The sequence below is a fragment of the Planktotalea sp. genome (assembly GCF_049680325.1).
Classification (GTDB): domain Bacteria; phylum Pseudomonadota; class Alphaproteobacteria; order Rhodobacterales; family Rhodobacteraceae; genus Planktotalea.
Window position 1 is genome coordinate 1 of the sequence record NZ_JBAUHO010000091.1, and the last position, 26,321, is coordinate 26,321.

Annotated in this window: 21 protein-coding genes and 1 pseudogene; 10 read left to right on the forward strand and 12 right to left on the reverse strand. The window is 55.7% G+C overall.

Annotated features, from left to right (window positions below; all coding sequences use genetic code 11):
• Both WBC85_RS03625 and WBC85_RS03630 read right to left on the reverse strand, forming a co-directional pair.
• Window positions 1–229, reverse strand: a pseudogene (locus WBC85_RS03625) (ABC transporter permease); the annotation flags it as partial.
• A gap of 77 nt (window positions 230–306) precedes the next feature.
• On the reverse strand, window positions 307–1,881 hold the full coding sequence (locus WBC85_RS03630; protein ID WP_424433312.1) for an ABC transporter substrate-binding protein: 1,575 nt from the start codon (window positions 1,879–1,881) through the stop codon (window positions 307–309).
• A gap of 201 nt (window positions 1,882–2,082) precedes the next feature.
• Between WBC85_RS03630 and WBC85_RS03635 the strand changes: the two genes are divergently transcribed.
• Genes WBC85_RS03635 through yghU form a run of 4 tightly spaced genes read left to right on the forward strand, consistent with a single transcriptional unit; the run spans window position 2,083 to window position 6,991 of the window.
• The gene (locus WBC85_RS03635; RefSeq protein WP_424433313.1) at window positions 2,083–3,723 is read left to right on the forward strand and encodes an amidohydrolase; all 1,641 of its coding nucleotides are present in this window, start codon (window positions 2,083–2,085) and stop codon (window positions 3,721–3,723) included.
• Window positions 3,716–4,612, forward strand: a complete 897-nt coding sequence (locus tag WBC85_RS03640; protein ID WP_424433314.1) for a CobW family GTP-binding protein — start codon at window positions 3,716–3,718, stop codon at window positions 4,610–4,612. The genes WBC85_RS03635 and WBC85_RS03640 overlap by 8 nt, the downstream gene beginning before the upstream one ends.
• Complete coding sequence (locus WBC85_RS03645) at window positions 4,609–6,129, forward strand: malonate--CoA ligase (protein ID WP_424433315.1); 1,521 nt, start codon at window positions 4,609–4,611, stop codon at window positions 6,127–6,129. The genes WBC85_RS03640 and WBC85_RS03645 overlap by 4 nt, the downstream gene beginning before the upstream one ends.
• Window positions 6,130–6,133: 4 nt before the next feature.
• Window positions 6,134–6,991, forward strand: coding sequence for a glutathione-dependent disulfide-bond oxidoreductase (gene yghU / locus WBC85_RS03650; RefSeq protein WP_424433316.1), 858 nt, complete (start codon window positions 6,134–6,136; stop codon window positions 6,989–6,991).
• Window positions 6,992–7,046: 55 nt separating this feature from the next.
• Here yghU and WBC85_RS03655 read toward each other — a convergent pair whose 3' ends face one another.
• The 8 genes from WBC85_RS03655 to hutI are packed head-to-tail and all read right to left on the reverse strand — an operon-like array spanning window position 7,047 to window position 16,090.
• Window positions 7,047–8,597, reverse strand: coding sequence for a TRAP transporter large permease (locus tag WBC85_RS03655; protein WP_424433317.1), 1,551 nt, complete (start codon window positions 8,595–8,597; stop codon window positions 7,047–7,049).
• Window positions 8,594–9,091: a TRAP transporter small permease subunit gene (locus tag WBC85_RS03660; protein ID WP_424433318.1), complete on the reverse strand. Its 498-nt coding sequence runs from the start codon at window positions 9,089–9,091 to the stop codon at window positions 8,594–8,596. The genes WBC85_RS03655 and WBC85_RS03660 overlap by 4 nt, the downstream gene beginning before the upstream one ends.
• Window positions 9,092–9,148: 57 nt before the next feature.
• Window positions 9,149–10,234, reverse strand: coding sequence for a TRAP transporter substrate-binding protein (locus WBC85_RS03665; RefSeq protein ID WP_424433319.1), 1,086 nt, complete (start codon window positions 10,232–10,234; stop codon window positions 9,149–9,151).
• A 10-nt stretch (window positions 10,235–10,244) separates the two neighbouring features.
• Window positions 10,245–10,916, reverse strand: coding sequence for a flavin reductase family protein (locus WBC85_RS03670; RefSeq protein WP_424433320.1), 672 nt, complete (start codon window positions 10,914–10,916; stop codon window positions 10,245–10,247).
• A gap of 5 nt (window positions 10,917–10,921) precedes the next feature.
• A complete protein-coding gene (gene hutU / locus WBC85_RS03675) occupies window positions 10,922–12,595 on the reverse strand; it encodes a urocanate hydratase (RefSeq protein ID WP_424433321.1) in 1,674 nt (557 codons plus the stop codon).
• Window positions 12,592–13,380, reverse strand: coding sequence for an N-formylglutamate deformylase (gene hutG, locus WBC85_RS03680; RefSeq protein ID WP_424433322.1), 789 nt, complete (start codon window positions 13,378–13,380; stop codon window positions 12,592–12,594). Before hutG ends, hutU begins: the two co-directional genes overlap by 4 nt.
• Window positions 13,377–14,903 carry a histidine ammonia-lyase gene (hutH, locus tag WBC85_RS03685; protein WP_424433323.1) on the reverse strand — a complete coding sequence of 509 codons (1,527 nt, stop codon included), beginning with the start codon at window positions 14,901–14,903 and terminating at the stop codon, window positions 13,377–13,379. Before hutH ends, hutG begins: the two co-directional genes overlap by 4 nt.
• Window positions 14,900–16,090 (reverse strand): imidazolonepropionase, encoded by a 1,191-nt coding sequence (hutI, locus tag WBC85_RS03690; protein ID WP_424433348.1) that lies wholly within the window; start codon window positions 16,088–16,090, stop codon window positions 14,900–14,902. The genes hutH and hutI overlap by 4 nt, the downstream gene beginning before the upstream one ends.
• 83 nt (window positions 16,091–16,173) lie before the next feature.
• Here hutI and WBC85_RS03695 point away from each other — a divergent pair, with 83 nt between their 5' ends.
• Window positions 16,174–17,538, forward strand: a complete 1,365-nt coding sequence (locus WBC85_RS03695) for a formimidoylglutamate deiminase (RefSeq protein WP_424433324.1) — start codon at window positions 16,174–16,176, stop codon at window positions 17,536–17,538.
• Window positions 17,535–18,236 (forward strand): GntR family transcriptional regulator, encoded by a 702-nt coding sequence (locus WBC85_RS03700; RefSeq protein ID WP_424433325.1) that lies wholly within the window; start codon window positions 17,535–17,537, stop codon window positions 18,234–18,236. Before WBC85_RS03695 ends, WBC85_RS03700 begins: the two co-directional genes overlap by 4 nt.
• Window positions 18,237–18,280: 44 nt before the next feature.
• Here the strand turns inward: WBC85_RS03700 and WBC85_RS03705 are convergent, their stop codons facing one another.
• Complete coding sequence (locus tag WBC85_RS03705) at window positions 18,281–19,954, reverse strand: NAD+ synthase (protein WP_424433326.1); 1,674 nt, start codon at window positions 19,952–19,954, stop codon at window positions 18,281–18,283.
• A 157-nt stretch (window positions 19,955–20,111) separates the two neighbouring features.
• Between WBC85_RS03705 and WBC85_RS03710 the strand changes: the two genes are divergently transcribed.
• Window positions 20,112–21,524 (forward strand): MORN repeat-containing protein, encoded by a 1,413-nt coding sequence (locus WBC85_RS03710; protein WP_424433327.1) that lies wholly within the window; start codon window positions 20,112–20,114, stop codon window positions 21,522–21,524.
• 25 nt (window positions 21,525–21,549) lie between these two features.
• Here the strand turns inward: WBC85_RS03710 and WBC85_RS03715 are convergent, their stop codons facing one another.
• Window positions 21,550–22,221 carry an SDR family NAD(P)-dependent oxidoreductase gene (locus WBC85_RS03715; protein WP_424433328.1) on the reverse strand — a complete coding sequence of 224 codons (672 nt, stop codon included), beginning with the start codon at window positions 22,219–22,221 and terminating at the stop codon, window positions 21,550–21,552.
• 276 nt (window positions 22,222–22,497) lie between these two features.
• Here WBC85_RS03715 and WBC85_RS03720 point away from each other — a divergent pair, with 276 nt between their 5' ends.
• The 3 genes from WBC85_RS03720 to mreC all read left to right on the forward strand — a co-directional run bounded on the left by WBC85_RS03720 (window position 22,498) and on the right by mreC (window position 26,321).
• Window positions 22,498–24,069: a 2-isopropylmalate synthase gene (locus WBC85_RS03720; RefSeq protein WP_424433329.1), complete on the forward strand. Its 1,572-nt coding sequence runs from the start codon at window positions 22,498–22,500 to the stop codon at window positions 24,067–24,069.
• A gap of 222 nt (window positions 24,070–24,291) precedes the next feature.
• Complete coding sequence (locus WBC85_RS03725) at window positions 24,292–25,338, forward strand: rod shape-determining protein (protein WP_424433330.1); 1,047 nt, start codon at window positions 24,292–24,294, stop codon at window positions 25,336–25,338.
• Window positions 25,339–25,391: 53 nt separating this feature from the next.
• Window positions 25,392–26,321, forward strand: a complete 930-nt coding sequence (gene mreC, locus WBC85_RS03730) for a rod shape-determining protein MreC (protein ID WP_424433331.1) — start codon at window positions 25,392–25,394, stop codon at window positions 26,319–26,321.

Here is a 26,321-nt window from a genome sequence, read left to right on the forward strand (position 1 = left end):
GCACATTGCCGATATAGCGAGCAAGCTGCACATAAAAAGGTTGATCGAGCCCGTAGTCGGCGCGAATGCGATCTAGCACTTCTTGGTCGGCACCGCCCATGCTTTGGCTAATCGTATCAGCCACATCACCCGGGGCCATATGCATCATCGAGAAGTTAAGCACCAAGACAGCCAGCAGCAAAATCACTGCATAGCCTGCGCGAATGCCAAAGTTTTGCAAGATCTGCATAATCGCCCCTCAAGGGTTTGAAACTTTAATTGAAAATGTGAGGGCGCAGCACAGACTGCGCCCTCGGTTAGATCAACTTACTCGTCGATCCAGACCATATCGATTGGCGTAGACGTGCCCCAAATGCCCATCGGCGCGTTCTTCACCTTGTTGTTGAAGACCGTGTGATACGGCAGCGTGTTCACGTGATACACAGGCAATTCCGTCGCGATAATCATCTGGAACTCGTCATAGAGCGCCTTACGTTTCGCCGGATCACTTTCTTTGGCCGCCATATCCAAAAGCTCGTCTACACGTGCATTGGAATAGCCTTGCGTGTTGGACCACACGCCTTTGCCGATGTTTGAGCTGACATAGGTACGGTGAACACCGATCACTGGATCACCCCAGTTAAACACGGTGTCCCAGCTCATGTCGAAGTCCATCTCACCCATGCGCTTGGCCCATGTGGGGAAGTCAGCAGAGGCACGGACAGTCACATCAATGCCGACTTTCTTCAGCGAGGCTTTGACATATTCTACCTGCGGCTTCACATCTGGCCAGCCGAAATCAATCGTTAGCGCAAAGCGTGTGCCGTCTTTCAAAGGAAAGCCGGCTTCGTCCAGAAGCGCGTTCGCCTTGTCCAGATCAAGCGGGTAATCTGGCACATCGCCGTTGTAGAGCGGGCTATCAGGGTGAATACCTGTACGGCTGTCCGCCGCCGTGCCTTGCATAATTGCCTTGTGAACAAAGTTCTTGTCCACGGCATGGGCAATCGCCTGACGCACGCGCACATCCTTTAGCGGGCCGCTTTGCGTGTTCATCGCGAGCCAATCGAGCGGACCGATTGCACCGTAGCCTTTCGGTGTGACCGTCAGGCTATCGACCTTCTTCAAACGGTTGATGATACGCGGAGCTTGCTCGAAAGCGCCCAACATAATTTCGCCGTTCTCATAGGCAATCGCGCGCGCAGCAGGATCAGCAATGATGCGCATGACAACCTTGTCTAGGTACGGACGTCCTTCCATAAAGAAATCATCAAAGCGCTCAAGGATCACATGCTCGCCGCTCTTGTATTCAAGCAACTTGAACGGACCCGACCCAACAGGGTTCTCGTTGTTGCGCGGGTGCGTTTTGACTTCCTCAACAGGCACATCGCCATAGATGTGTTTCGGGATGATCGACATCAACTGACCTGACATCGCCAGCATCAGCGCAGGGTGCGGCTGGCTGAGATTCAGAACCGCAGTATGCGCATCCGGCGTGTCCACGCTTTCCACAGGTGCAAACATGGATTTGAACGGGTGGTTCGCCTTGATGACATCAACCGAGAAAGCGACATCTTCCGAAGTCAGTGGAGTGCCATCATGAAACTTGGCATTCTTGACAAGGTTCAGCGTAACAGTCAGCCCGTCTTCAGAAACGTCCCAGCTTTCGGCCAGATAGGGCTGCGGATCCCAGTTTTCGTCATACCGCAAAGGCGATGCAAAAAGCTGCGAACCGGGGAAACCCGTCGCGATGCCCGACTGCACAGCCGAGTTCAGGTTACGCACATTGGTGCCGATCACAGTAACCAGCGTGCCACCTTTCTTGATTTCTTCAGCGACGACGCTCGTCGCCATGACTGCGGCAAGCGCAACGCTTGCGGTCAGCCCTTTGACAAAATGCTTCATGATAACTCCCGTGTTGGTTGGATTGTTATTTTTCTTGTTTTTGTAAGGTCAGACTAAACGCCTCCTTTACGTTTATGCAACTGTTTTCCCTGTCTTGACCAAGAACGTAACGGCAAAAGGAATATGTGCAAAATTTGTTTGCACACGAACAAAACCCGCTTACGGTGAAGAAACTGACCCATGTGCTGCAAAGGGATTCCTATGAAAACCACCGTATTTTCTGCCAAAAAAATTGTGACGATGAACCCTCAAAAGCCCGACGCCAGCCATGTGGCGATTCGCGAAGGGCGCATTTTGGCGGTAGGTTCCTTGGAAGAAGTCGCGAAATGGGGTGACTTTGAACTTGATGAACGCTTTGCAGACAAGGTGCTGTTTCCGGGTCTTGTTGAAGGCCACGCACATACGATGGAAGGCACGCTTTGGCGGTATGTGTACTGCGGATACTTTGATCGCATGGACCCCGACGGCAAGGTCTGGAAAGGTAGCCAGAGCATTGAAGAGGTGCTCGAAGCCTTGAAGGCAGCCGAGGCAAAGCTGGAAGACCCTGACGCACCTTTGACGGGCTGGCAGCTTGATCCGATCTATTTGGAAAACAAACCCGTCACCCGCGCCCAGCTGGATAGCGTTAGCACGACGCGACCTGTCGGCGTGATGAATGCCTCTGGTCATATCCTTTATGTGAATACAAAGGCTTTGGAACTGGCGGGCCTGATGAAGAGCGGTATCAACCACCCCGGCATCACGCTTGGCAGCGATGGCAAACCTACTGGCGAACTCAGGGGCCCCGATGCGATGACACCTGTCGGTGTGCACGTAGGCATGAACCGCTCGATGACCGACGCTGACGAGCGCGGCTTGCGTGACTTCGCGCGGCTTTGTGTGCGCACCGGCGTTACGACCGTGACCGATCTGGCCGCACGTCTTGAACCCGATTCTGTCGAGATGCTGCTGCGCGTTACGGGCGAGGCGAGTTTTCCCGCATGTGTCGTGCCGCTGCGCTTCTTCCTCGGGCTGTCGCCGTCCGAGCTTATCCCCGAAGTCGCGCGTTTGAAAAAGTTATCGACCGATCGGCTCAGCCTCGGACGGATCAAATTGGTTGCAGATGGGTCGATCCAAGGCTTTTCCGCGCGTTTGCGCTGGCCTGGTTATCACAATGGCGCACCGAACGGACTTTGGTACGTTTCGCCCGAACAGATGCAAGAGATTTACGAACTCGCCTTAGAAGAAGGCTTGCAAATCCATACGCATACGAATGGCGATCAGGCCACCCAGCTTGCCATTGAAAAGCTTGAACTGGCGCTGAAGAAACACCCCTCGAACGATCACCGCTTTGTGCTACAACATTGCCAGTTGGCGGACCGCGCACAGTTTGAAAAAATGGCCAAGCTGGATATGTGCGTTAACCTGTTTGCGAACCACCAGTTCTATTGGGGCGATGAACATTACAACCTGACTGTTGGTCCCGACCGCGCGCTTCGTATGAACGCGGCGCGCACCGCGCTGGATTGCGGCGTTCCGATTGCAGTGCATTCGGATGCGCCGATCACGCCACTTGGGCCTTTGTTCACCGCATGGTGCGCCGTGAACCGCCTGACGCGTTCAGGACGCGTTCAGGGCGAGCACGAGAAGATCACAGTAGATGAGGCGCTCTGGGCGATCACGATGGGCGCAGCTTATACGCTACATATGGATGGGGAAATCGGCTCGATCGAGGTCGGCAAACGCGCTGATTTTGCCGTGCTGGAAAGCGATCCGCGTGAATCGAAGCCCGAAGATCTGAAAGACGTTGACGTCTGGGGAACCGTCCAAGGCGGGCGTGTGTTTGCTGCCGCCGATGCCTGAACCGATCCCGGTCACGATCATCGGCGGATATCTGGGCGCGGGTAAAACCACGCTCGTGAACCATTTGCTGCGCACCGCGAACGGTCGCAAGCTGGCGATCCTTGTGAACGAATTCGGCGCTCTTGCGATTGATGAAGACCTGATCGAGGCGCAAGGCGATGATCTCATCTCAATCGCTGGCGGATGCATTTGTTGCTCTTTCGGATCTGATCTAAGCGCAGCGTTGATGGATATGACCAAGCTTGCAACGCGCCCCGATCAAGTTGTGATCGAATGCTCTGGCGTCGCAATTCCATCCGCGATCTCTGCCTCCGTCAGCCTGCTGGATGGTCTTGTTCCCGACGGAACTGTTGTTCTGGTAGATGCAGAAACCGTTCGCACCGCTGCCTCGGATGAATATATCGGTGACACGATCACGCGCCAGTTGGCCGATGCTGATCTGGTGGTGATGAACAAGACTGATCTGATTGATGATGTCGCGCCCCTGCAAGAGTGGTTGAGCCTGATTGCGCCGCATGCGCGATCTCTGCCGGCGGAACATGGCAAAGCCCCTATCGAAATGATCCTCGGCCTTGGCGCAACGCCTCAAACCGGTGGACCAGCAGGGCATGCCGACGGCCTTTTTGACAGCATCGCCCTGCCCTGCACCGAAGCGTTGGATGGCGAGGCGTTGGTGAAGGCCCTTACTTCTGAGGGCATGCATGTCACCCGTGCGAAGGGTTTTTTCGACCCTCTCCCCCATGGCCAACGCAAAGCCCTACACATCGTTGGCAAGCGCTCAGAGATCACCGAAGCACCCGCGAATGCGCCTTTAGGGATTGTGTGTATCGGCATCAAAGGGCAGTTTGACGGCGATCTGATACGCGAGACCGTCAGCGAGGCATCATGACCAACCCACTATTTGACGCACTCTTTGCTCCGCATTTGGGTAAGGATACAGCTTTTTTGCATCTGCTCGATGGCTCGACCCTGAGCCACGATGCTTTTTTGCGCATGGCGGCACAAATTGGCGGGGTGTTAGACGCGATCGGTTTGAACGCTGGCGACAGATTGGCCCTGCAGGCTGCGAAGTCGCCCGAGGCACTCGCGGTCTATGCTGCCTGCGTGCAAAAGGGCGTTATCTTCCTGCCCCTTAACACCGCCTACACAGCGCATGAACTAGCGTATTTCATCGAAAATTCCGAGGCGAAACTCGTCGTGTGTGATCCAGCTAAAGAGGCTGATATTGCCAAGATCACAGCACGAACAAACGCCCGACTTATGACCCTTGCCGCAGATGGTAGCGGCACGCTGATGCAGGCTGCCGCAAAGCAACCGGAAACAACCCAAACCGTCGCGCGAAGTGCGGATGATCTGGCTGCCTTCCTTTATACATCAGGTACAACGGGTCGCTCCAAGGGGGCCATGCTGACGCAGGACAACCTTTTGTCCAATAGCGAAGTTCTGAAGGATTACTGGGGCTTCACTGAAAGCGATGTGTTGCTTCATGCGCTGCCAATTTTCCACACGCATGGTCTTTTCGTTGCCAGCAATGTGATGTTGCTTGCGGGCGGGGCGATGGTTTTCATGCCCGCGTTCGACCCTGACACGATCCTGGCACACATGCCGCGCGCCACGTCGATGATGGGCGTGCCGACTTTCTACACGCGTTTGCTGGATCATGATGGATTCACCCGCGAGGCGGCGGCGCATATGCGTTTGTTCATCTCAGGCTCTGCGCCGATGCTCGCAGAAACCCACGAACAATTCGAGGCGCTCACAGGTCAACGCATCCTTGAACGCTACGGGATGACCGAAACCAATATGAACACTTCCAACCCGCTAATTGGGACACGCAAGGCCGGCACGGTCGGCTTTCCATTGCCCGGCGTCGAGCTGAAAGTATGCGATCCCGTCACCGGCGCAGAATTGGCGCAGGGCGAAATTGGTGTGCTCGAAGTGCGCGGACGCAATGTGTTCAAAGGCTATTGGCAGATGCCTGAAAAAACCCGTGAAGAGTTGCGCGAGGATGGTTTCTTTATAACTGGTGACTTGGGTTTGCTCGATGAAGACGGCTACGTTCAGATTGTCGGACGCGGCAAGGATTTGATTATTTCCGGCGGCTACAACATCTATCCTAAGGAACTGGAACTGGTGATTGACGCGCAACCCGGCGTGAAAGAAAGCGCCGTGATTGGCGTCCCGCATCCAGATTTCGGGGAAAGCCCTGTTGCAGTCGTGGTGTCCGACGGCGACGGACCTGACATGGCCCAGATCATGGCCGCTTGCAACGTAGAGCTTGCCCGATTCAAGCACCCCCGCAGAATAATCGTCATCGACGCACTGCCCCGCAACACCATGGGCAAAGTCCAAAAGAACGCTCTTCGCGAGGACTACAAAACCTTATTCACTCCAAAAGAAAGCTGATTCAATGAGCGATACGACTGAATATACTCCCCCTGAAGTTTGGACATGGGATCAGGAAAGCGGTGGCAAATTCGCCTCGATCAACCGACCGATCGCCGGGCCAACCCACGACAAAGATCTGCCGCGCGGCGAACATGACTTGCAGCTTCACTCCTTGGCGACGCCCAACGGCGTGAAAGTCACGGTGATGCTGGAAGAGCTTCTAGCCGCAGGCCACACAGGCGCTGAGTACGATGCGTGGATCATCAACATTGGCGAGGGCGAACAGTTTTCATCGGGATTTGTCGATGTGAATCCTAATTCGAAAATTCCTGCGCTGATGGATTTCTCTGGCGATACGCCTGTTCGCGTCTTTGAAAGTGCTTCGATCCTGATGTATCTGGCCGAAAAATTCGGGGCTTTCATTCCCGAGGGCCAAGCGCGCGTCGAATGCTTTAACTGGTTGTTCTGGCAAATGGGTAGCGCGCCCTATTTGGGGGGCGGATTTGGCCACTTTTACGCCTATGCGCCTTACAAAATGGAGTACCCGATCAACCGCTTTGCAATGGAAGTGAAGCGCCAGATGGACGTTCTGGATCGCCACTTGGCCGAGAACGAATATCTAGCAGGAAGTGAGTATTCCATCGCAGATATGGCAACTTGGCCTTGGTATGGCCGTCTGGCCATGGGCGGTGCCTATGATGCGGGCACATTCCTTGATGTGAAAAGCTACAAGCACCTGCAACGCTGGACGGCGCAGATTGGCGCGCGCGAGGCCGTGAAACGTGGCAAGATCGTCAATGCGTCATGGGGTGCAGAGAACGAACAACTTCCCAACCGACATAGCGCCGCCGACATCGATGCGGTTTTGGCAAAAGGTTGAAAAAGCCAACAAACGGGGCCCTGCGCAATGCGAGGGCCCCGATCCTTATTCGTGCTTAAAACAGAACCGATGGCAGCCAAGTTGCAATCGATGGCAGAAACCAGATCAAGATCACCCCGACAGCCTGAATCCCGATAAAAGGTACGACGCCCGCATAGATATGTCCTGTCGTGACCTCTTTCGGCGCGGCCCCTCGCAAGTAGAACAACGAGAACCCAAAAGGCGGTGTTAGGAAACTGGTTTGCAGGTTGATCGCGATCAGCACGCCCAGCCAGATCGGGTCATGTCCCAACAGAATAAGCGTTGGTGTAACAAGGGGTAGAACGATGACCGAGATTTCAACGAAGTCCAAAAAGAACCCCAGAAAGAAAATAAAGATCATACAGAACACCAACGCCCCGGTTGCACCGCCCGGCATGTTGCCGAGGATGGCCGCGACGCGCTCTTCTCCGCCCAGACCGATAAAGACCAGGCTGAACATCCCTGCTGCCAGAATGGTCGCAAAGATCATTGAGGTCATCGTCAAGGTTGATCCAATCGCCTCGTGCACGACTTTCTCTTTGAACGCGCTGCGCAAGGCCAGAAGAACCGCAATCGCGCCGCTTACTGCCAGGGCTGCATAACCTATGCCCAGCGCGAAAGTGCCCGTGCTCAGATCATTGCGTTGAAACCTGACCGGAAAGATGCCCGCCAGAATACCCAGCGCAATAAAGGCGAAAGTACCCAGCAAGATCAGTTTTGGGTTAACGCCCAAACGATGACCCGTCATCAGCAGCGCGCCGACAGCACCCACAGACGCGGCTTCGGTCGGGGTAGCAATACCGCCAAGGATAGCGCCAAGCACTGCGAAGATCAGCAGAACAGGTGGAACAACAGCGCGGATCACTTCAGCGCGATCGGGTTTAGCCAGATCAGCGGGTGCAGGCGGCATGTCCTGCGGACGCCACCAGCCGCGCAAAAGGATATAGATCAAGTAAAGGCTGACCAGCATCAATCCTGGAATGACCGCGGCCGCGAAGAATTGGCCAACAGACAGCGCCTCAACAGTGAACTTGCCTTGCTCGTATTGCGCCTGCTGAAATGCATTCGACATCACATCCGCAAGGATAATCAACAAAGTCGAAGGCGGGATGATTTGCCCGAGCGTCCCTGCCGTGCACACGATACCAGAGGCAACGCGCGGATCATAACCAGAGCGCAGCATCGTTGGCAGCGCGATCATACCCATGGCAACCACAGTCGCGCCCACAATGCCCGTCGAAGCTGCAAGCAGCGCACCAACCAAGACAACCGAAATGCCCAAGCCGCCGCGAAGCTGACCGAATAAGCGGCCCATCGTGTCGAGCAATTCTTCTGCGATGCGACTTTTTTCAAGCACTGCACCCATAAGAACGAACAGCGGGATCGCAATCAGAACGTTGTTGGACAAAAGGCCAAACACCCGTTGGCCCATGGCACCAAGAAGGGTGACATCCATATGCCCTGTGTACCAGCCGATATAGGCAAAAATGATGGCAACACCCGCAATAGAGAAAGAAACGGGAAAGCCCAAAAGGATCGCGCCCATAAGCGCGGCGAACATTATAAGGTCAAGATATTCCATCATGATGAGGGCCTTTGCATAAAGAGCCGGATCAACAAGGACACGGATTGAAGCATCACAAGAACGCAAAAAGCGGGGATCAGCGTCTTCATCAGAAAGACCGCTTCAATGCCGCCAACTGAAAGGGGGCCTTCGAGAATTTTCCAGGAATTGCGCACAGAGGGCCATGACCAGTAAAGCAGCGCGGTCATGGACGGCAGCAGCAAGAACAGATGGCCGAAAATGTCGATGCGTCTTTGATTTTGCGGGCTGGCCTTGGCGTAAAACACATCCACGCGCACATGCTTATCGACCAGTAGCGTATAACCAGCACCCAGCATGAACAAAGTGGCATGCATATATAGCACGCTTTCCTGGGCCGCGATGGAGTTCACACCAAACGCATATCGCCCAACCACGATGGTGAATTGCACCAGCACCATAAATAGCGCCAGCCATCGCGCAACATGCGCAACACCCGTGTTAAAAGCGTCAATTGTATTCGCTAGTTTTTCCATCTGCGCCTCCCAAAGCGGTGAAATGCCCGCGCGAAAAACTCCGCGCGGGCAAGCGTCTTAGTAACCCATGACCGCCGCACGTGCGTTCATTTGGCCGTTATCCGCATAGACCATGTAGGCACCGACGGAATCGCGGTAGGAGATGAAGCTCTCTGTGATGCGCTTGACCAGCTCGTCGTCGTCCTGACGCAGCTCGTCGATGACTTCACCAGCAGCTTTACCCATCGCTGTGATGACGTCCTCCGGGAACATTTTCACCTGAACGCCTTCATCGGCAACCAATTTCTTCAACGCCGCCGCGTGCTTGGTTGTGTATTCGGTCCAGACCGGGTTGTAGAGGCTTTCGCAGGCAAGGCTGACAACCTGTTTCAGATCATCTGGAAGCTCGTTGTAAGCGCCGTTGTTGACGCCGCATTCCTCTGCAGAAGAAGGTTCGCCAACACCGGGCCAGTAGTAGTTCTTAGCAACCTGATGGTAGCCAAGTGCGCTATCGGTCCAAGGGCCGATAAACTCGCCCGCATCAAGAGCGCCGGTTTGCAGCGCCTGGAACATTGCAGGGCCGGACATGGCTTCAGCGGCCATTCCCAGTTTCGCCGCCATTTCAGAAGCTAGACCGGTTGTGCGGAACTTCAGCCCCTTAAGATCTTCGGCAGAGTTGATGTCGTTGCGGAACCACCCGCCCCACTGTGGGCCAGAGTTACCGCAAAGGAATGGCTTGATGCCAAAACGTCCATACATTTCGTCATAAAGCGCCTGACCACCACCGTGGTAAAGCCAACCGAACTGTTCGTCTGCGCGCAGACCGAAAGGCTGGGAACCGAATAGAAGGATACCTTTGGACTTGCTGCCCCAATAGGCAGGAACGGCGTGATAAAGCTCGGCCGTACCCTCGCTGACCGCGTCAAACACGCCGCGACCCGGGACAAGTTCACCTGCTGGAAAAAGACGCACTTCAATGCGGCCACCAGACAAGGTTGTGATGCGATCTGCAAGAGTTTGGGCAGCAACGCCCGGGCCAGGCAGGTTCTTTGGCCATGCTGTGACCATTTTCCACTGGCGCTTGTCTTGCGCAATCGCTGGCGCTGCAAGTGTTGAAGCGACGGTGCCGACACCTGCAGCAGCGAGAAATTTACGTCTATCCATTGGTATTCTCCTAGTTGGTATTGGTTGAGGTTGGTTTTCCTTCGAGGCCGTCTTCCGCGACCCCTGATGCGCTTGGAATGCGCATTTCGAACGTCTCGCTGATGCGAGCGTAATCGTAGTAACCCATGCGAGCGATGGGTTGGATTTTGGGGATGTCGATCTTGCCCGAAGGCAAAATTACCTCGTCAGCCACATGAATGCGCATGACCTGCCCGTAGACCACATCTATGGTGCCAACCGGGCTATTGCCCGGCAGACGATGCGTAGACAGATACTTACACTCAAAGTGACAGGGACTTTCCGCGACCCGCGCACCCGGTGCATCCATGCAGGCTGCTTTGGTGACGCCAGCACGCTCGAACTCGTCCTCATCACGCGCAAGCGCCATCGCAGAGATATTCACCGCTTCGCGCAGATCATAGGTTGCCATGTTCCAGACAAACCAACCGGTTTCTTCTGCGTTCAGCACCGTGTCTTTGCGCCGCCCGTCGGGATACTGGTTTGCTGCAAACATCACCATGGGCGGATCAAAGGTCAGGTTTTGCCACTGACTATAAGGTGCCAGGTTGTGAACGCCGTCCTTACTGACGGTCGAGAGCCAGCCAATCGGGCGCGGCACAGTACAGGCCTTAAAAGGCGAAAAGGGCAGCGGGCAGTCTTCTGTAGTGGGATCGTAATGCATGGGCCTTAATTCCCCAGGATACGTGGCAGGCGAAGTCCGTTAACCTTTGCGCACTCGATGGCTTCCGGATAACCGGCATCTGCATGACGCCATACGCCTGAGGCCGGATCATTCCAAAGCACACGCTCGATCCGCTTTGCGGCTTCGGGCGAACCATCGGCACAGATCACAACACCGGAATGCTGCGAGAAGCCCATGCCAACGCCGCCGCCGTGATGCAGGCTGACCCATGTGGCACCAGAAGCGGTGTTCACCAGCGCATTCAAAAGCGGCCAGTCAGACACAGCGTCAGAGCCATCCATCATCGCCTCTGTTTCGCGGTTAGGCGAGGCGACCGAGCCTGAGTCCAGATGGTCGCGGCCGATGACAACGGGGGCTTTCAGCTCGCCGTTGGCAACCATTTCGTTGAATGCAAGGCCCGCACGGTGGCGATCCCCCAGGCCGATCCAGGCGATACGCGCAGGCAAGCCTTGGAACGCAATCCGCTCACGCGCCATATCAAGCCAGTTGTGCAAGTGTTTATTCTCGGGGAAGAGTTCCTTCATCTTCTGGTCGGTCTTGTAGATATCTTCGGGATCACCGCTAAGAGCAGCCCAGCGGAACGGGCCGATGCCGCGGCAAAACAGAGGCCGGATATAGGCAGGGACAAAACCCGGGAAGGCAAAGGCATCTTCAAGCCCTTCTTCCAAAGCCATCTGGCGGATGTTGTTGCCGTAATCGACGGTCGGTACGCCAGCGTTGTGGAAATCAACCATCGCTGCAACCTGTGTCTTCATCGACGCCCGCGCAGCTTTTTCAACGGCCTTAGGATCGCTTTCGCGCTTTTCCTTCCACTGCGCCATCGTCCAGCCTTGGGGCAGATAGCCATTGATTGGGTCATGCGCGCTGGTCTGGTCGGTGACGATATCGGGGCGAATACCGCGCTTGTAGAGCTCGGGGAAGACATCAGCCGCATTGCCAAGCAAGGCAACGGATTTAGCTTCGCCAGCGGCAGTCCATTTTTCGATCATCGCCAAGGCTTCATCAAGGTTGTCGGTTTTTTCATCGACGTAGCGGGTGCGCAGGCGGAAATCGATGCTGTCAGGGTTACACTCAACCGCAAGGCAGCAAGCACCAGCCATGACCGCCGCGAGAGGCTGTGCGCCGCCCATGCCGCCAAGCCCGCCTGTAAGAATCCATTTGCCAGTCAAATCACCATCGAAATGCTGACGTCCCGCTTCAACAAAGGTCTCGTAAGTGCCCTGAACGATGCCTTGTGAGCCGATGTAGATCCACGAACCGGCGGTCATCTGGCCGTACATCGCCAGACCCTTTTTATCGAGCTCGTTGAAGTGATCCCAAGTAGCCCAATGAGGCACGAGGTTAGAGTTGGCGATCAAAACGCGCGGGGCGTCTGTGTGTGTTTTGACGATGGCAATCGGCTTGCCCGATTGCACGACGAGCGTTTCGTCCTCTTCAAGATCTTTGAGGCTGGCAACGATCGTGTCAAAATCTTCCCAAGTGCGTGCCGCGCGTCCGATGCCACCATAAACCACCAATTCATGCGGGTTTTCAGCCACATCAGGATGCAGGTTGTTCATCAGCATCCGCAATGGTGCTTCGGTCATCCAGCTTTTCGCGTTCAATTCGGGTCCAGTGGGGGGATAGATATCGCGTGTATTTTTACGTGGATCGCTCATGCGGGCCTCCAAGCTGTTAGTGTTTCAAGAATAATTTTGAGATGTCCGCGCAAGCGATTGGCGCACTCATCAACGTAGATCCAAGGAGGTTCCTCGCCCATGTAATTTGCTTGGGCGATTTCCATCTGAATAGCGTGCTGGCCATTTGCGGGCTGGCCATAGTGGCGCGTTGTCCAGCCGCCTTTAAAGCGACCGTTCAGAATAGTGCTGTAAGCTTTGGCATCTTGGCAAATACCGACGACAGCGCTTTCAATTTCAGGCGCGCAAGTGGTGCCCAGATTAGTGCCGATGTTGAAATCAGGCAGCGTTCCGTCAAACAGAAACGGAATGTTGCTGCGGATGGAATGGCAGTCATACAGGATTGCAAATCCGTGGATTGCGCGAACGCGGTCCAGCTCTGCTTGCAAAGCCGCATGATAAGGCGCGTGATACGCAATGCGGCGGCGCTCGATCTCTGCTGCATCCGGCTCTTGTCCGTCGCGATAAAGCGACAGCCCGTCAAAGTCCGTCAACGGGCAAAGCCCCGTGGTGTTTTGCCCAGGATAAAGACTTTCGCCTGAAGGATCGCGATTGGTATCAATCACATAGCGATGGATCGGCGTGCGTACACTGCTTACGCCCTCAACCAGCCCTTCATAAAGCGTATGTATATGCCAGTCCGTGTCCGAAATCGCGCGGCCTGTTTCGTTCAAGCCCTCAAGAATACCCTCTGGGATATGGGTTCCAGTATGGGGCAAACCTAACACGAGCGGGCTATTGCCCCGAGTGATTTCAAGGTCGATCATAACGCCAACATCGCCCCGCTCGCCCGTGTGAAAATCCCGGATGATATCAGCTCGGCAGCCGCCTTGATGTCACCTGCCATGTAGCGATCATCTTCAAGCCGCGTAACTTGGCTACGGAAGGCCTGCACTGCTTGTTGAAGTGCATCTGAGGTTTTGAGCGGCCCGCGTTCTTCTACGCCTTGGACGGCACACATTGCCTCAATTCCCAAGATAACGGCCAGATTTTCGTTCATCCGCTTGAGCCTGCGCGCACCATGCGCGGCCATGCTGACGTGGTCTTCCTGATTGGCCGAGGTCGGTGTGGAATCGATGCTGCACGGATGTGCGAGATGCTTGTTCTCGGACATCAGCGCTGCCGTCGTCACCTCTGCAATCATAAAGCCGGAATTGATCCCGGGCTTGGGTGACAGGAATGCTGGCAAATCGAATGAAAGGGTCGGATCAACCATCAAAGCAACACGTCGCTGCGCGATAGAACCTATCTCGGAAACAGCCATGGCAATCTGGTCGGCTGCAAAGGCTACCGGCTCGGCATGGAAATTGCCGCCCGACACGATATCGCCGCTCTCGCTCAATACCAGCGGGTTGTCTGTGACCGCATTGGCCTCGATCTCTAGCGTGCGCGCCGCAAATCGAAGCAGATCGAGCGCAGCCCCCGTGACCTGTGGTTGGCAACGAATGCAGTATGGGTCCTGCACTCGTGTGTCACCGTCGCGGTGGCTTTCGCGAATTTCGCTCCCGTCAAGAAGAGCGGACATAGCCGCCGCAACGTCGATCTGACCTTGATGTCCGCGTAGTGTGTGAATTTCCGAACGCAAAGGCGCGGTCGAGCCCATGATCGCATCGGTGGATAGGGACGCCGTAACGAGGCAAGCCTCAATCAAACGCCAGCTATCGAAAAACCCGGCCAACGCACAAGCGGTCGAAAATTGCGTGCCATTGAGCAGCGCCAGTCCTTCTTTGGCCTTCAACTCGATCGGCGTAAGTCCAGCCTTTTCGAGTGCCGCTGCGCCGCTCATAACCTGCCCATGGATGGCAGCTTCACCTGCGCCCATCATAACAGCAGCCATATGGGCCAACGGAGCAAGATCGCCAGATGCGCCAACTGATCCCTGCACGGGAACAAGCGGCATGACATCCGCTGCAATCATCTGCTCTAATAGGGTGCATACCTCGACACGCACGCCAGAGGCACCGCGCCCGAGGGACAGTAGTTTGAGGACCATCATCAACCGCGTTGTGGCGCGCTCCAATGGTTCACCCACGCCACAGCAATGGGACAGCACCAGATTACGTTGCAACTGCGCCGTATCTTCCGGCGGAATCTTCACCGAGGCCAGTTTGCCAAAGCCGGTGTTGATCCCGTAGATCGCTTCCTTGCCTTGCGCTGCAGTTGCAACCAATTCGGCAGAACTTTGGATTGCAGCATGCGCACTTCGAACGAGCGCAACAGGTTCAGTACCACGCCAAATTCGCGCAAGCGTTTCGAGGTCAGTTGATCCAGGAAATAATTCAATGCTCATAGCTCACCCCCGAAAATGCGTTTGTGCAGTGGATTGATGCCAATGCCGTAAGAAAGTTCCGCAGGGCTTTGCACATCCCAGATCGCCAGATCGGCGCGCATGCCCGCGGCCAGCACACCGCGATCCGCCAGACCCAGCGCGCGCGCTGCGTTTTTGGTGGCACCGCTCAGCGCCTCGGCGGGTGTAAGGCGGAACAGAGTGCAGGCCATGTTCATTGCCAACAATAGCGATCCCAGAGGCGAAGAGCCGGGGTTCCAGTCCGTCGCAACCGCCATGGGCACACCATGCTTGCGAAACGCATTAACAGGCGGGGCTTGTTCTTCGCGAATGGCATAGAATGCGCCGGGCAAGATCACCGCGACGCTTCCCGATTTGGCCAGCTTGGCCGCATCCGCGTCTGTTGCATATTCCACATGATCGGCAGAAAGCGCCCCGAATTCTGCGGCTAGCGCGGTGCCGCCAATGTTACTTAGCTGCTCGGCGTGTAGCTTTACTGGCAATCCCAACGCTTTGGCCGCCACGAAAACCCGGCGCATTTGCGCGGCATCAAATGCAATACCTTCGCAAAATCCATCCACCACATCCACAAGGCCTTCAGCGTGCGCCGCTATGAGCGTGGGAATGCAAATTTCGTCAATATAGACGTCCGCATCACTGCCAGCAGGCACAGCATGCGCACCCAGAAAGCTGGTCGAGACATGGATAGGGCGCTCTTTCGCAACAGCGCGCGCAACGCGCAGCATTTTTAGTTCCGTCTCTTGATCCAGGCCGTAGCCGGACTTGATTTCAACAGTTGCAACGCCCTCGGCGATCAGAGCGTCAACGCGGCGCAAGGCACTCGCCAGCAAGTCAGCGTCACCCGTGTCGCGTGTCGCTTTCACCGTCGAGACGATGCCGCCACCCGCCCGTGCGATCTCTTCGTAACTGGCCCCTTCAAGGCGCATCTCGAATTCTTGCGCGCGATTGCCGCCATGAACAATATGGGTGTGGCAGTCGATCAAAGCCGGTGTAACCAGCCGCCCGCCGCAAGGATACTTGTCGAACGAGGCATATTCACCCGGACACTCTGCCATAGGGCCGATCCATGCAATTTTCCCCTTCTCAATCGCGATGCCTGCATCGGTTACAAGACCGTAACCAGCCAGTTCATCAGCCATCGAGGCTGCCGTTAGATCAGTGAGCAGGATCGTATTGGTCATTGATGCACCTTGATTAAGAGCGTACTTTTAATTAATATGTAGCTACATAATTAAGTCAAGGAATTCTTGTCGTGCAAAAAATCATCGCCAAACAAGCGCTTACGCCAAACGGTTGGGAACAGGACGTCGAAATTGGCGTGCAAGGTGGACGAATCGTGCATCTGCAAGCTGCCCCTGCTGGTGCCAAGCCCACCGTTGGACTGGCGTTGCCAGCACCGCTTAACCTGCACAGCCACGCCTTTCAGCGCGCGATGTCGGGGCTGACCGAAGCACGTGGCCCTGACCCGCGCGATAGCTTCTGGACGTGGCGGCGGTTGATGTACAAGTTCCTCGATCAACTGACACCAGATCAGATCGAGGCCATCGCAGCACAGGTATTCCTTGAGATGCTAGAGGCTGGTTATGCGGGCGTCGCAGAGTTCCACTATCTTCACCACGACGCAGGTGGCGTGCCCTATGCCAATCTTGCAGAGCTTTCCGAACGTATCATTGCAGCCGCAAGCCAGGCGGGGATTGGTCTGACCCTGCTCCCCGTGCTCTATCAGTTTGGCGGTTTGGACAAGCGCCCCTTGGCAGGCGGGCAGCGCCGATTTGGAAATGACCCTGAGCAATTCACCCGCTTGCACGAAGGCGCGCGCCAAGCCATCGCCGCTGGCGCGCAAGATTTCCGCATCGGCGTCGCCCCACACTCGCTTCGTGCAGTGGATAAATTCGGCTTGGACCGCTCCGTCGACTTGGGTGGGTCAGGCCCGATCCATATGCATCTGGCCGAACAGGTCGCTGAAGTGGACGAAGTGCTGGCCCACGTCAACGCACGTCCGACTGAATGGCTTTTGGCGAATTACAACGTCGATCCGAACTGGTGCCTGATCCATTGCACCCAAATGACCGAACAGGAAACCCAAGCGCTGGCGCACACTGGCGCAGTTGCAGGCCTTTGCCCGATCACCGAGTCCAATCTTGGCGACGGGATTTTCAATGGCACGCACTATTTGGGCCTGAATGGCAAAGTCGGCTTTGGCTCGGATTCAAACGTGCATATTTCGCTCTTTGACGAATTGAAAACACTCGAATATTCGCAACGCCTTCGCGACAAAAGCCGCGCGGCACTGGCAACCCCGGATCGCTCGACTGGTCGTGTGTTGTTTGATGCTGCAGTCGTTGGCGGCGCACAGGCAGGCGGGCGCGACAGCGGCGTTTTGGCTGTGGGCAAGACCGCAGATATTCTCGGCCTCGATCTGGACAACGAATGGGGTGCGAACCGCACAGGAGATATGGCGCTGGATACGCTCATCTTTGGCGGAAACGGGCAACACTGCATCAGCGATGTCTGGAGCGCGGGGCGTCATATGGTTAAACAGGGTCGCCACATCGCCCGCGAGCAGATAACAAAGACTTTCATCGCCACAATGGCAGAGTTGGAGCAAGATATTTGACCCAAGGCACACGACAGTCCTGGAAAGAAGTACGCGACCAGATCCGTGCCAGCATACTTAACCGCACTTATGCGCCCGGCGACAAGCTACCGCGCGATGCGGACATTGCCGCTCAGCTGGGATGTGCACGCTCTACTGTGCAGCGCGCAATGCGCGATTTGTCTGACGCAGGCATTGTCGAGCGCAAGCGCAAGGGCGGCACCAACGTGCGTGCCGACCCGGTCACCCGCGCCACATTGGATATCCCCATTACAAGGCGCGAAGTCGAAAAGCGCGGGAGCGTCTATGGCTATCAACTGATAGATCAGCGATTTGCTGAAGTTCCGATCGAAATTGCGGGCAAGTTCGAGCAACCGGAACCAAGCACAATGCTGCGCGTTAGGGCGCTACATCTGTCCGATCACAAGCCGCATATCTACGAGGATCGCTGGATTAGCACCAAAACCGTTCCCGATATCATCGATGTCGATCTGAACCGTGAAAGTGCAAACGAGTGGTTGGTTAGAAACAAACCCTACACGCGCTGCACGCTTAGGTTCTATGCAATTTCCTCGGATGAGGCGTTGTCCGAGACCTTGAATATCCCCGAAGGTAGCGCGCTTTTGGTTATTGAGCGAACAACGTGGTTTGCTGAGGAGCCAATCACTTTGGTCAAAGCCTATACGACACCGGGTTACGAGCTTTTAAGCTCAACCTAGACCATATCGGGCGCGCGTTAACCCAACGCTTTTCAATCGTCAGGCTACCCGTTATCCCGCCAGCGGTTTACAATCGGATAACGCCGGTCAAGCCAGAACGCGCGGCGCGACAGGCGCGTACCGGGCGCGGATTGGAAGCGCTTGTATTCAGAAATATAAAGCAGATGCTCGATCTTTTTCACAACAGCACGGTCATATCCAGCCGCCACACAATCGGCGACAGATGCATCGTCATCGACCAACATTTCCAAGATTCCGTCAAGGATCGGGTAATCTGGCAGACTATCGCTGTCTTTTTGGTCAGGGCGCAGTTCTGCCGATGGTGGTTTGTCGATGATTGAGGGCGGGATCACTTCGCCCTTTGGGCCCATCATCCAGTCAAAGTGGTTCTTATTGCGCCAGCGGCACACCTCGAACACGCGCACTTTGTACATGTCCTTGATCGGGTTATAGCCGCCAGACATGTCGCCATAGATCGTTGCATAACCAACGGCGACCTCGGATTTATTGCCTGTCGTCAGCAACATAGAGCCGAATTTGTTGCTCATCGCCATAAGCAGTAGCCCCCGCAAACGGGACTGTATGTTCTCTTCGGTTACATCCGCCTCATAGCCCTCGAACAAAGGTGCAAGCGTATCTGTGATCGCATCGCGCCCACTTTTGATCGGTACGAAATTATACTCTGCTCCGATCCGCTCTGCACAATCTTTCGCATCATCCAGCGACCCTTGAGAGGTGTACTCGGAGGGCAACATTACGCAGCGCACATTTTCACCGCCCAGCGCATCCACCGCGATGGTCGCAACCAGCGCACTATCAATCCCGCCCGACATACCAAGCAAGACTTTCTTGAAACCCGTCTTGCCCATATAATCGCGCAACGCTTGCACACAAACGCGGTAATCTTGCTCGAACTGGCCAGGGATGATCGCTTTTGCACCATCTTCGATGCGCCAGCCCTCTTCGGTCCGCGTCAAATCAACATGTGCAATTTCTTCATCAAACACAGGCAACTGCATCGCAAGCTTGCCGCCCGGGTTAAGCGCGAAAGAACCCCCATCAAAGACCTGATCGTCCTGGCCACCAACCATATTGAGGTAAATCAACGGCAAACCCGTTTCGATTACGCGGGCAACCATCTGGTTCATACGGACATCGAATTTGCCGCGGTAATAGGGGGAACCATTCGGAACAAGCAGAAACTCTGCGCCCGTCTCTTCCAGCGTTTCAGCCACATCTTCATGCCAGGCATCTTCACAAATCGGGCTGCCGATACGCGTATTTCCAACGGAGTAAGGGCCGCCCAAAGGTCCGCTGTCAAAGACGCGCACTTCGTCAAAAACGTCCTCGTTGGGCAAGTGATGCTTCAAAGATTTACTGCTGATCTTGCCTTTGCGGCAGATGAAATAAGCATTGTAGAGCTTGCCACCTTCGACAAACGGCCCCCCGATTGCCAAAGCTGGACCGTCCGCACACTCATGCGCCAGTGCTTCTATCGCGGACAGACATGCCGCTTGCACAGCGGGCTTCAGCACCAAGTCCTGCGCGTTGTACCCCAGAATGAACATTTCCGGCAGCGCCACAAGATCAGCACCGGCTTCGCGCCCGGCCTGCCAAGCCGCTCGTGCTTTTGCAGCGTTGCCAGCGATATCGCCCACTGTCGGGTTCAACTGACCAAGGGTTATGCGAAAGCGATCAGAGGATGGGACAGACGTCATAGTATGCGCTCCGGCAGTTCATGTTTTTGCAGATGTATCACAGCTAGGCGCGAGGGAAAGAGCCACGCAAAGACACGCGCCGAAAATCCATTGTTCTTGCAGGGGGCCTGATTTAGGCTCTGCGCAAAGTTATTGACCCAAACATTGGATGCCTTTCATGCGCTTCGCTACACTTGCCATAGTCTCCAGCCTTGCATTGGCCGTTCAACTGCTCCCGCTTGCAGCCCAGAACAGCGGCGTTCAGACCAAGCAATATGACGATGGCGGCGTTTACGAGGGCACTTTCAAGGACGGCTTACAGCATGGTGCGGGTGCCTACAGTTTACCTAATGGCTATTCGTACTCAGGCGAATGGGTCATGGGCGAGATTTTGGGGCTTGGACGGGCGCAGTTTCCTGATGGTGCCGTCTATGAAGGGGCATTCGCCAAGGGCAAGCCCGAAGGCATCGGCAAGATCATCTATAGCGATGGATCAACCTATGAAGGAAGCTGGCAAAACGGCGTCCCCCAAGGCACAGGCGTTTCGATCAGCGCCGATGGCAGCCGCTATGAAGGATCGTTTCGCGGCGGCAAACAGCATGGAAAGGGCGTGCTCCGCCGCGCAGATGGCTACGTCTACAACGGCGATTGGGTAAACGGTGCCAAAGAAGGCGCAGCGACAATCGCCTATCCGGACGGGTCTGAATATCAGGGGCAGGTTCAGGCAGGCCAGCGTGAAGGCGTCGGCATATTTACCCTGAGCGACGGCATGGTGCTGGACGGCCCGTGGCGCGGCGGACAACTCAGCGGATTGGGCAAAGTCATCCAGCCAAACGGTGATCTCTACGAAGGGGCATTGGTTGCTGGACGCCGTGAAGGCAAAGGCAAAGTCACCTATCAAAATGGCGACATTTACGAAGGTGATTTTCTCGATGATTTGCGCCAAGGGATCGGTACGTTCACAGCCACTGATGGCTACATCTATGAGGGCGAATGGAGCAAAGGGCTAATCGAAGGCACGGGCCGCGTGAGCTATCCTGACGGGTCGATCTATGAAGGGCAGGTGAAAAATGGCCTCGCACAAGGCAAGGGCAAGATCACATATCCAAATGGCGCAAACTATGAAGGTCACTGGGTTGAGAATGTGATCGAAGGCTCAGGCCGCGCCGTTTACGCGGACGGAACAATTTATGAAGGCGCGTTCAAAGGCGCACGCCATCACGGACAAGGCATCCTGACGCGACCCGACGGATATCGCTATGAGGGGGCTTGGGTAGACAATGTTATCTCTGGTCTGGGCAGCGCGACGTTTACAGACGGTTCAATCTATGAAGGCCAGTTCAAAGACGGGCAACGCGACGGCCGCGGCGTTTTCCGAATGGCTGACGGTTTTACTTATGAAGGCACATGGGCGCTAGGAGCAATGACAGGCCAAGGAACGGCGCGCTATGCAACGGGCGACACCTATGTTGGCGCATTTGTCGACGGCAAACGCGAAGGTCAGGGCGAAATGCAATATGCCGATGGAAAAGTCGTGTCAGGCATTTGGGCGAATGGTCAATTGGTTGAGCCAGCCGAGGCAGGCAACTAAGGACAAACTCTGGACGTGGTGAAAATCACCACGGAACCTCTGCTCCCGAGTAATCGTAGAACCCGCCGGTGTGCGCCGGGCTCATCTTCCCAAGCACATCGAGCAAATTTTCAGCCGCCCTGGACGCAGGCACAGATGCGTGGCGTTCTACATATTTCTCGGTAAATGCCGTTTGAACAGTTCCGGGATGCAGCGCCACACAGGCGAGATGCCTGTGCGAGCGCGCCAGTTCAATCGACGCTCCGCGCACGATTTGGTTCACCGCCGCCTTCGCCGCGCGATAGGAATACCACCCGCCAAGCCGATTATCCCCAATAGAGCCAACGCGCGCGGACAGCACCGCTATATGCGCAGGTCTATCACGCACCAACAAACGCGCCGCGTGCCGCATAACCAGCGCTGGCCCGATTGCATTCAGCGCGAACTGATCCAGCATGGATTGCGCTGTAAGTTGCTTCAACGATTTCTCGGGCTTTGCCGCGTTAATCTCAAGCGCGCCTGTCGCAACGACAAGCAAATCAAAACGCGTGTCCAAAGCCCCGATGACACGCTCAACAGCTGCTTCATCCGTCAGATCAAGACCATCAGCGCCTCGCGATAGCCCCATGACCGCCGCCCCGCGAGCGTCAAGCGCGCTCACCAGCGCGGACCCAATTCCGCCAGAGGCCCCAATTATCAATGCATTCTGCCAAGTCATTTGCACCATCTAAGCTGCACATTGCCCCCGTCAATCCAAATAGGGGTTTTCCTTAATTGGAATCGCGTTATAACAGAACTCATGAACATGTATGGCCATATCCAGATCGATGCACAGCGCGCACGCGCTGCGTCTCTGCTTGGCCTAGCGCTACTTATTTGCCTCTGAGCGTGCCGGTTCGGCGCGAGCGCTCAGAGGATGCAATATCGCGCCACTTCACCTTGAAATCCGGACTTCAGACCTGACAGATCAGGTCACATGCAAATGAGACATACTATGAGCAATACAGAAAAAGACCGCGTCATCATCTTTGACACCACTCTGCGCGACGGCGAACAAAGCCCTGGCGCGACCATGACCCATGAAGAAAAGCTGGAGATCGCCGGCCTTTTGGATGACATGGGCGTTGATGTGATCGAGGCAGGCTTTCCCATCGCATCCGAAGGGGATTTTCGCGCTGTCAGCGAAATTGCGAAGGCCTCTCGGAACAGCGTGATTTGTGGCCTTGCGCGCGCGAATTTCGGCGACATTGATCGCTGCTGGGATGCGGTGAAACACGCCCCGCAGCCGCGCATTCACACCTTTATCGGCACATCACCGTTGCACCGTGCAATTCCGAACCTCACCATGGATGAAATGGCGGAGCGCATTCATGATACGGTAACCCACGCGCGCAACCTGTGCGACAATATCCAATGGTCGCCCATGGACGCGACGCGCACGGAAGAGGACTACCTCTGCCGTACAGTTGAAATTGCGATCAAAGCGGGCGCGACCACGATCAATATCCCTGATACGGTCGGCTATACAGCCCCGCGCGAAAGCGCCGATTTGATCCGCATGTTGATTAATAAAGTCCCTGGCGCGGATGAAATCATCTTTGCCACCCACTGCCACAACGATCTGGGCATGGCGACGGCGAACTCTCTGGCTGCGGTCGAGGGCGGCGCACGACAGATCGAATGCACAATCAACGGTCTGGGTGAGCGCGCGGGAAATACCGCCCTCGAAGAAGTGGTCATGGCGCTGAAAGTGCGCGGCGATATCATGCCCTATACGACAGGCATTGATACCCGCAAAATCATGAACATCTCGCGCCGCGTTGCCGCGGTGTCCGGGTTTGCCGTGCAGTTCAACAAAGCTATTGTTGGCAAAAACGCCTTCGCACACGAAAGCGGCATCCATCAGGATGGCATGTTGAAGAACGCCGAGACGTTCGAGATCATGCGCCCCGAAGATGTGGGCCTGACAGAAACGAATATCGTTATGGGCAAACACTCTGGCCGCGCCGCGCTGCGCTCCAAACTGGAAAACCTGGGCTTCGAGTTGGGTGACAACCAGTTGAAGGACGTCTTTGTGCGCTTCAAGGAACTGGCCGATCGCAAGAAAGAAATCTTCGACGACGATCTGGTCGCTCTGATGCGCACATCTGTCGATCCGGAAAAAGAGCGCCTGAAGGTAAAATCCCTGCGCGTCGTGTGCGGCACAGAAGGCCCGCAAGAGGCGGCGCTGACAATGATCGTTGATGGTAAAGTGGTTTCTACGACCGCCACTGGTGATGGTCCCGTGGATGCGACCTTCAATGCCGTGAAAGAGCTTTTCGATCACAACGCGCGTTTGCAGCTTTATCAGGTGCATGCGGTGACCGAAGGCACCGACGCGCAAGCGACGGTTTCGGTGCGCATGGAGGAGGATGGCAAGATCGTCACTGGCCAATCCGCAGATACCGACACCGTCGTCGCCTCCGCCAAAGCCTATGTTAGCGCGCTGAACCGCCTTTTGGTTCGCCGTGAAACAACTGACGTCGGCTATGACACCAAGGGCGTTAGCTACAAGGATGTCTCTTAAGCTTCGCTTTGCCGATTAAACTCTCGCCAAAGGCGAAACCGGATTTTTCAAAAAAATCCGCTCAGCGCAATAATCAAAGCCGCCCTTAGTAAAATAAGGGCGGTTTAGCGCCTATTGCTTCTCAGCCCCCCCTTTTCCCCGCTTCAAAACAGCCTATAAAGGCATCTCGTTCGCCTCATCGGAGTCGCGGACCCAAAAGAATTCAGAACAGGACCACAACACATGGCATTCTGGGAAAAAATTTCCGGCCTTTTCACATCTGACATGGCTATTGACCTCGGCACAGCAAACACGCTGATCTATGTCAAAGGAAAAGGCGTCGTTTTGTCAGAACCATCCGTGGTTGCTTATCATATCAAAGACGGTGTGAAAAAAGTGCTCGCAGTTGGCGAAGATGCCAAACTGATGCTTGGTCGCACGCCCGGCTCGATCGAGGCCATTCGCCCCATGCGCGAGGGTGTTATTGCGGACTTTGATACAGCCGAAGAAATGATCAAACATTTCATCCGCAAGGTTCACAAGCGCTCGACCTTTTCCAAGCCAAAGATCATCGTCTGTGTCCCTCACGGTGCGACGCCTGTTGAAAAACGCGCGATCCGCCAGTCGGTTCTTTCCGCTGGTGCCCGCCGCGCGGGTTTGATCGCAGAGCCGATTGCTGCTGCCATTGGTGCTGGCATGCCGATCACCGACCCGACCGGTAACATGGTGGTCGATATCGGCGGTGGTACGACCGAGGTCGCGGTTCTATCCCTTGGCGACATCGTTTATGCGCGCTCTGTGCGCGTCGGCGGCGACCGTATGGACGAGGCAATCATCTCCTATTTGCGCCGCCAGCACAATTTGCTCGTCGGAGAATCGACTGCCGAGCGCATCAAAACCTCTATCGGTACAGCGCGTATGCCTGACGACGGTCGAGGTGCATCCATGCAAATTCGCGGGCGCGACCTGCTGAACGGCGTTCCTAAGGAAACCGAAATTTCACAAGCGCAGATTGCCGAAGCACTGGCTGAACCTGTTCAGCAAATTTGCGAAGCTGTAATGACCGCGCTTGAAGCAACACCGCCCGATCTGGCGGCTGATATTGTGGATCGCGGTGTCATGCTGACGGGCGGCGGCGCTCTGCTGGGCGATCTTGATCTCGCGCTTCGCGAGCAGACGGGTCTGGCGGTGTCCATTGCAGATGAAAGCCTGAACTGCGTCGCGCTCGGAACCGGCAAAGCGCTGGAATATGAAAAACAGCTACGTCACGCTATTGATTACGATAGCTGATTTCAGTTTCGTGATATGCAAGGGCATCTAGCCTTCTCGTAGCGGAGACCAATTTGGCCAAAGACCGCGCACAAAGCGAAGACTTTACCGGCCCCCTCAAGCGTTTGCTTTTGGGTTCACTGGTGCTTTGCCTGCTTGCGATATTTCTCATTTGGCGAATCGACAGCCCACGCGTCGAGCGGTTTCGCATGGCCGTGATAGACCGTGTTGTGCCCAATTTTGACTGGGTCATGATTCCTGTGACGGCAAGCATTAATCTGGTGCGCGACTTCCAAAGCTATCAGCGTATTTACGAACAAAACCAAGAGCTTCGTCGAGAACTCCAGCAAATGAAAAGCTGGAAAGAAGCCGCTCTTCAACTCGAGCAGGAAAACGCCCGACTTCTTGATCTGAATTCTGTCCGTCTTGACCCCCGCCTGACGCATGTGACGGGCGTTGTGATGGCTGACAGTGGTTCGCCCTTTCGCCAATCCGTCCTTTTGAATGTCGGCCAGCGCGACGGTGTCTTGGATGGCTGGGCGACGATGGACGGGCTTGGGCTGGTCGGGCGCATTTCGGGGGTCGGTAAAAATGCATCGCGTGTCATCCTGCTGACAGACACGTCCAGCCGAATTCCAGCGATTATCCAACCGTCAGGACAGAATACAATTGTCGTTGGCGACAACACGCGCTCGCCCCCGATTGACTTCATTGAAAACCCTGACCTTGTTCGCCCTGGCGATCGCGTTGTTTCCTCAGGCGACGGCGGCGTTTTCCCGGCTGGCCTGGTCATCGGGCAAGTTGCTAAAGACCCTGGCGGGCGACTTCGTGTGCGCCTTTCGGCAGACTACGAGCGCCTCGAATTTCTGCGGGTCCTGCGCAACTATGGTGTAGAACGCATTGAAGACACGGGTCGCTTGATCCGCCCGGAGGCACTGCCCTCTAATCCAGAGGCTGTTCCCGCACCCGCCGAGGTTCAAACCAACGGTGGCGACAATGGTTGA

Excerpts from the sequence above, each read along its gene's own strand:
- WBC85_RS03640 (WP_424433314.1), top strand. The coding sequence starts at position 3,716 with ATGCCTGAACCGATCCCGGTCACGATCATCGGCGGATATCTGGGCGCG.
- WBC85_RS03670 (WP_424433320.1), bottom strand. The coding sequence starts at position 10,916 with ATGCATTACGATCCCACTACAGAAGACTGCCCGCTGCCCTTTTCGCCT.
- WBC85_RS03710 (WP_424433327.1), top strand. The coding sequence starts at position 20,112 with ATGCGCTTCGCTACACTTGCCATAGTCTCCAGCCTTGCATTGGCCGTT.
- WBC85_RS03635 (WP_424433313.1), top strand. The coding sequence starts at position 2,083 with ATGAAAACCACCGTATTTTCTGCCAAAAAAATTGTGACGATGAACCCT.
- WBC85_RS03655 (WP_424433317.1), bottom strand. The coding sequence starts at position 8,597 with ATGATGGAATATCTTGACCTTATAATGTTCGCCGCGCTTATGGGCGCG.
- yghU (WP_424433316.1), top strand. The coding sequence starts at position 6,134 with ATGAGCGATACGACTGAATATACTCCCCCTGAAGTTTGGACATGGGAT.
- WBC85_RS03705 (WP_424433326.1), bottom strand. The coding sequence starts at position 19,954 with ATGACGTCTGTCCCATCCTCTGATCGCTTTCGCATAACCCTTGGTCAG.
- WBC85_RS03630 (WP_424433312.1), bottom strand. The coding sequence starts at position 1,881 with ATGAAGCATTTTGTCAAAGGGCTGACCGCAAGCGTTGCGCTTGCCGCA.
- WBC85_RS03645 (WP_424433315.1), top strand. The coding sequence starts at position 4,609 with ATGACCAACCCACTATTTGACGCACTCTTTGCTCCGCATTTGGGTAAG.
- hutU (WP_424433321.1), bottom strand. The coding sequence starts at position 12,595 with ATGAGCGATCCACGTAAAAATACACGCGATATCTATCCCCCCACTGGA.
- hutG (WP_424433322.1), bottom strand. The coding sequence starts at position 13,380 with ATGATCGACCTTGAAATCACTCGGGGCAATAGCCCGCTCGTGTTAGGT.
- WBC85_RS03725 (WP_424433330.1), top strand. The coding sequence starts at position 24,292 with ATGGCATTCTGGGAAAAAATTTCCGGCCTTTTCACATCTGACATGGCT.
- hutH (WP_424433323.1), bottom strand. The coding sequence starts at position 14,903 with ATGAGCATTGAATTATTTCCTGGATCAACTGACCTCGAAACGCTTGCG.
- WBC85_RS03715 (WP_424433328.1), bottom strand. The coding sequence starts at position 22,221 with ATGACTTGGCAGAATGCATTGATAATTGGGGCCTCTGGCGGAATTGGG.
- WBC85_RS03660 (WP_424433318.1), bottom strand. The coding sequence starts at position 9,091 with ATGGAAAAACTAGCGAATACAATTGACGCTTTTAACACGGGTGTTGCG.
- WBC85_RS03720 (WP_424433329.1), top strand. The coding sequence starts at position 22,498 with ATGAGCAATACAGAAAAAGACCGCGTCATCATCTTTGACACCACTCTG.
- WBC85_RS03665 (WP_424433319.1), bottom strand. The coding sequence starts at position 10,234 with ATGGATAGACGTAAATTTCTCGCTGCTGCAGGTGTCGGCACCGTCGCT.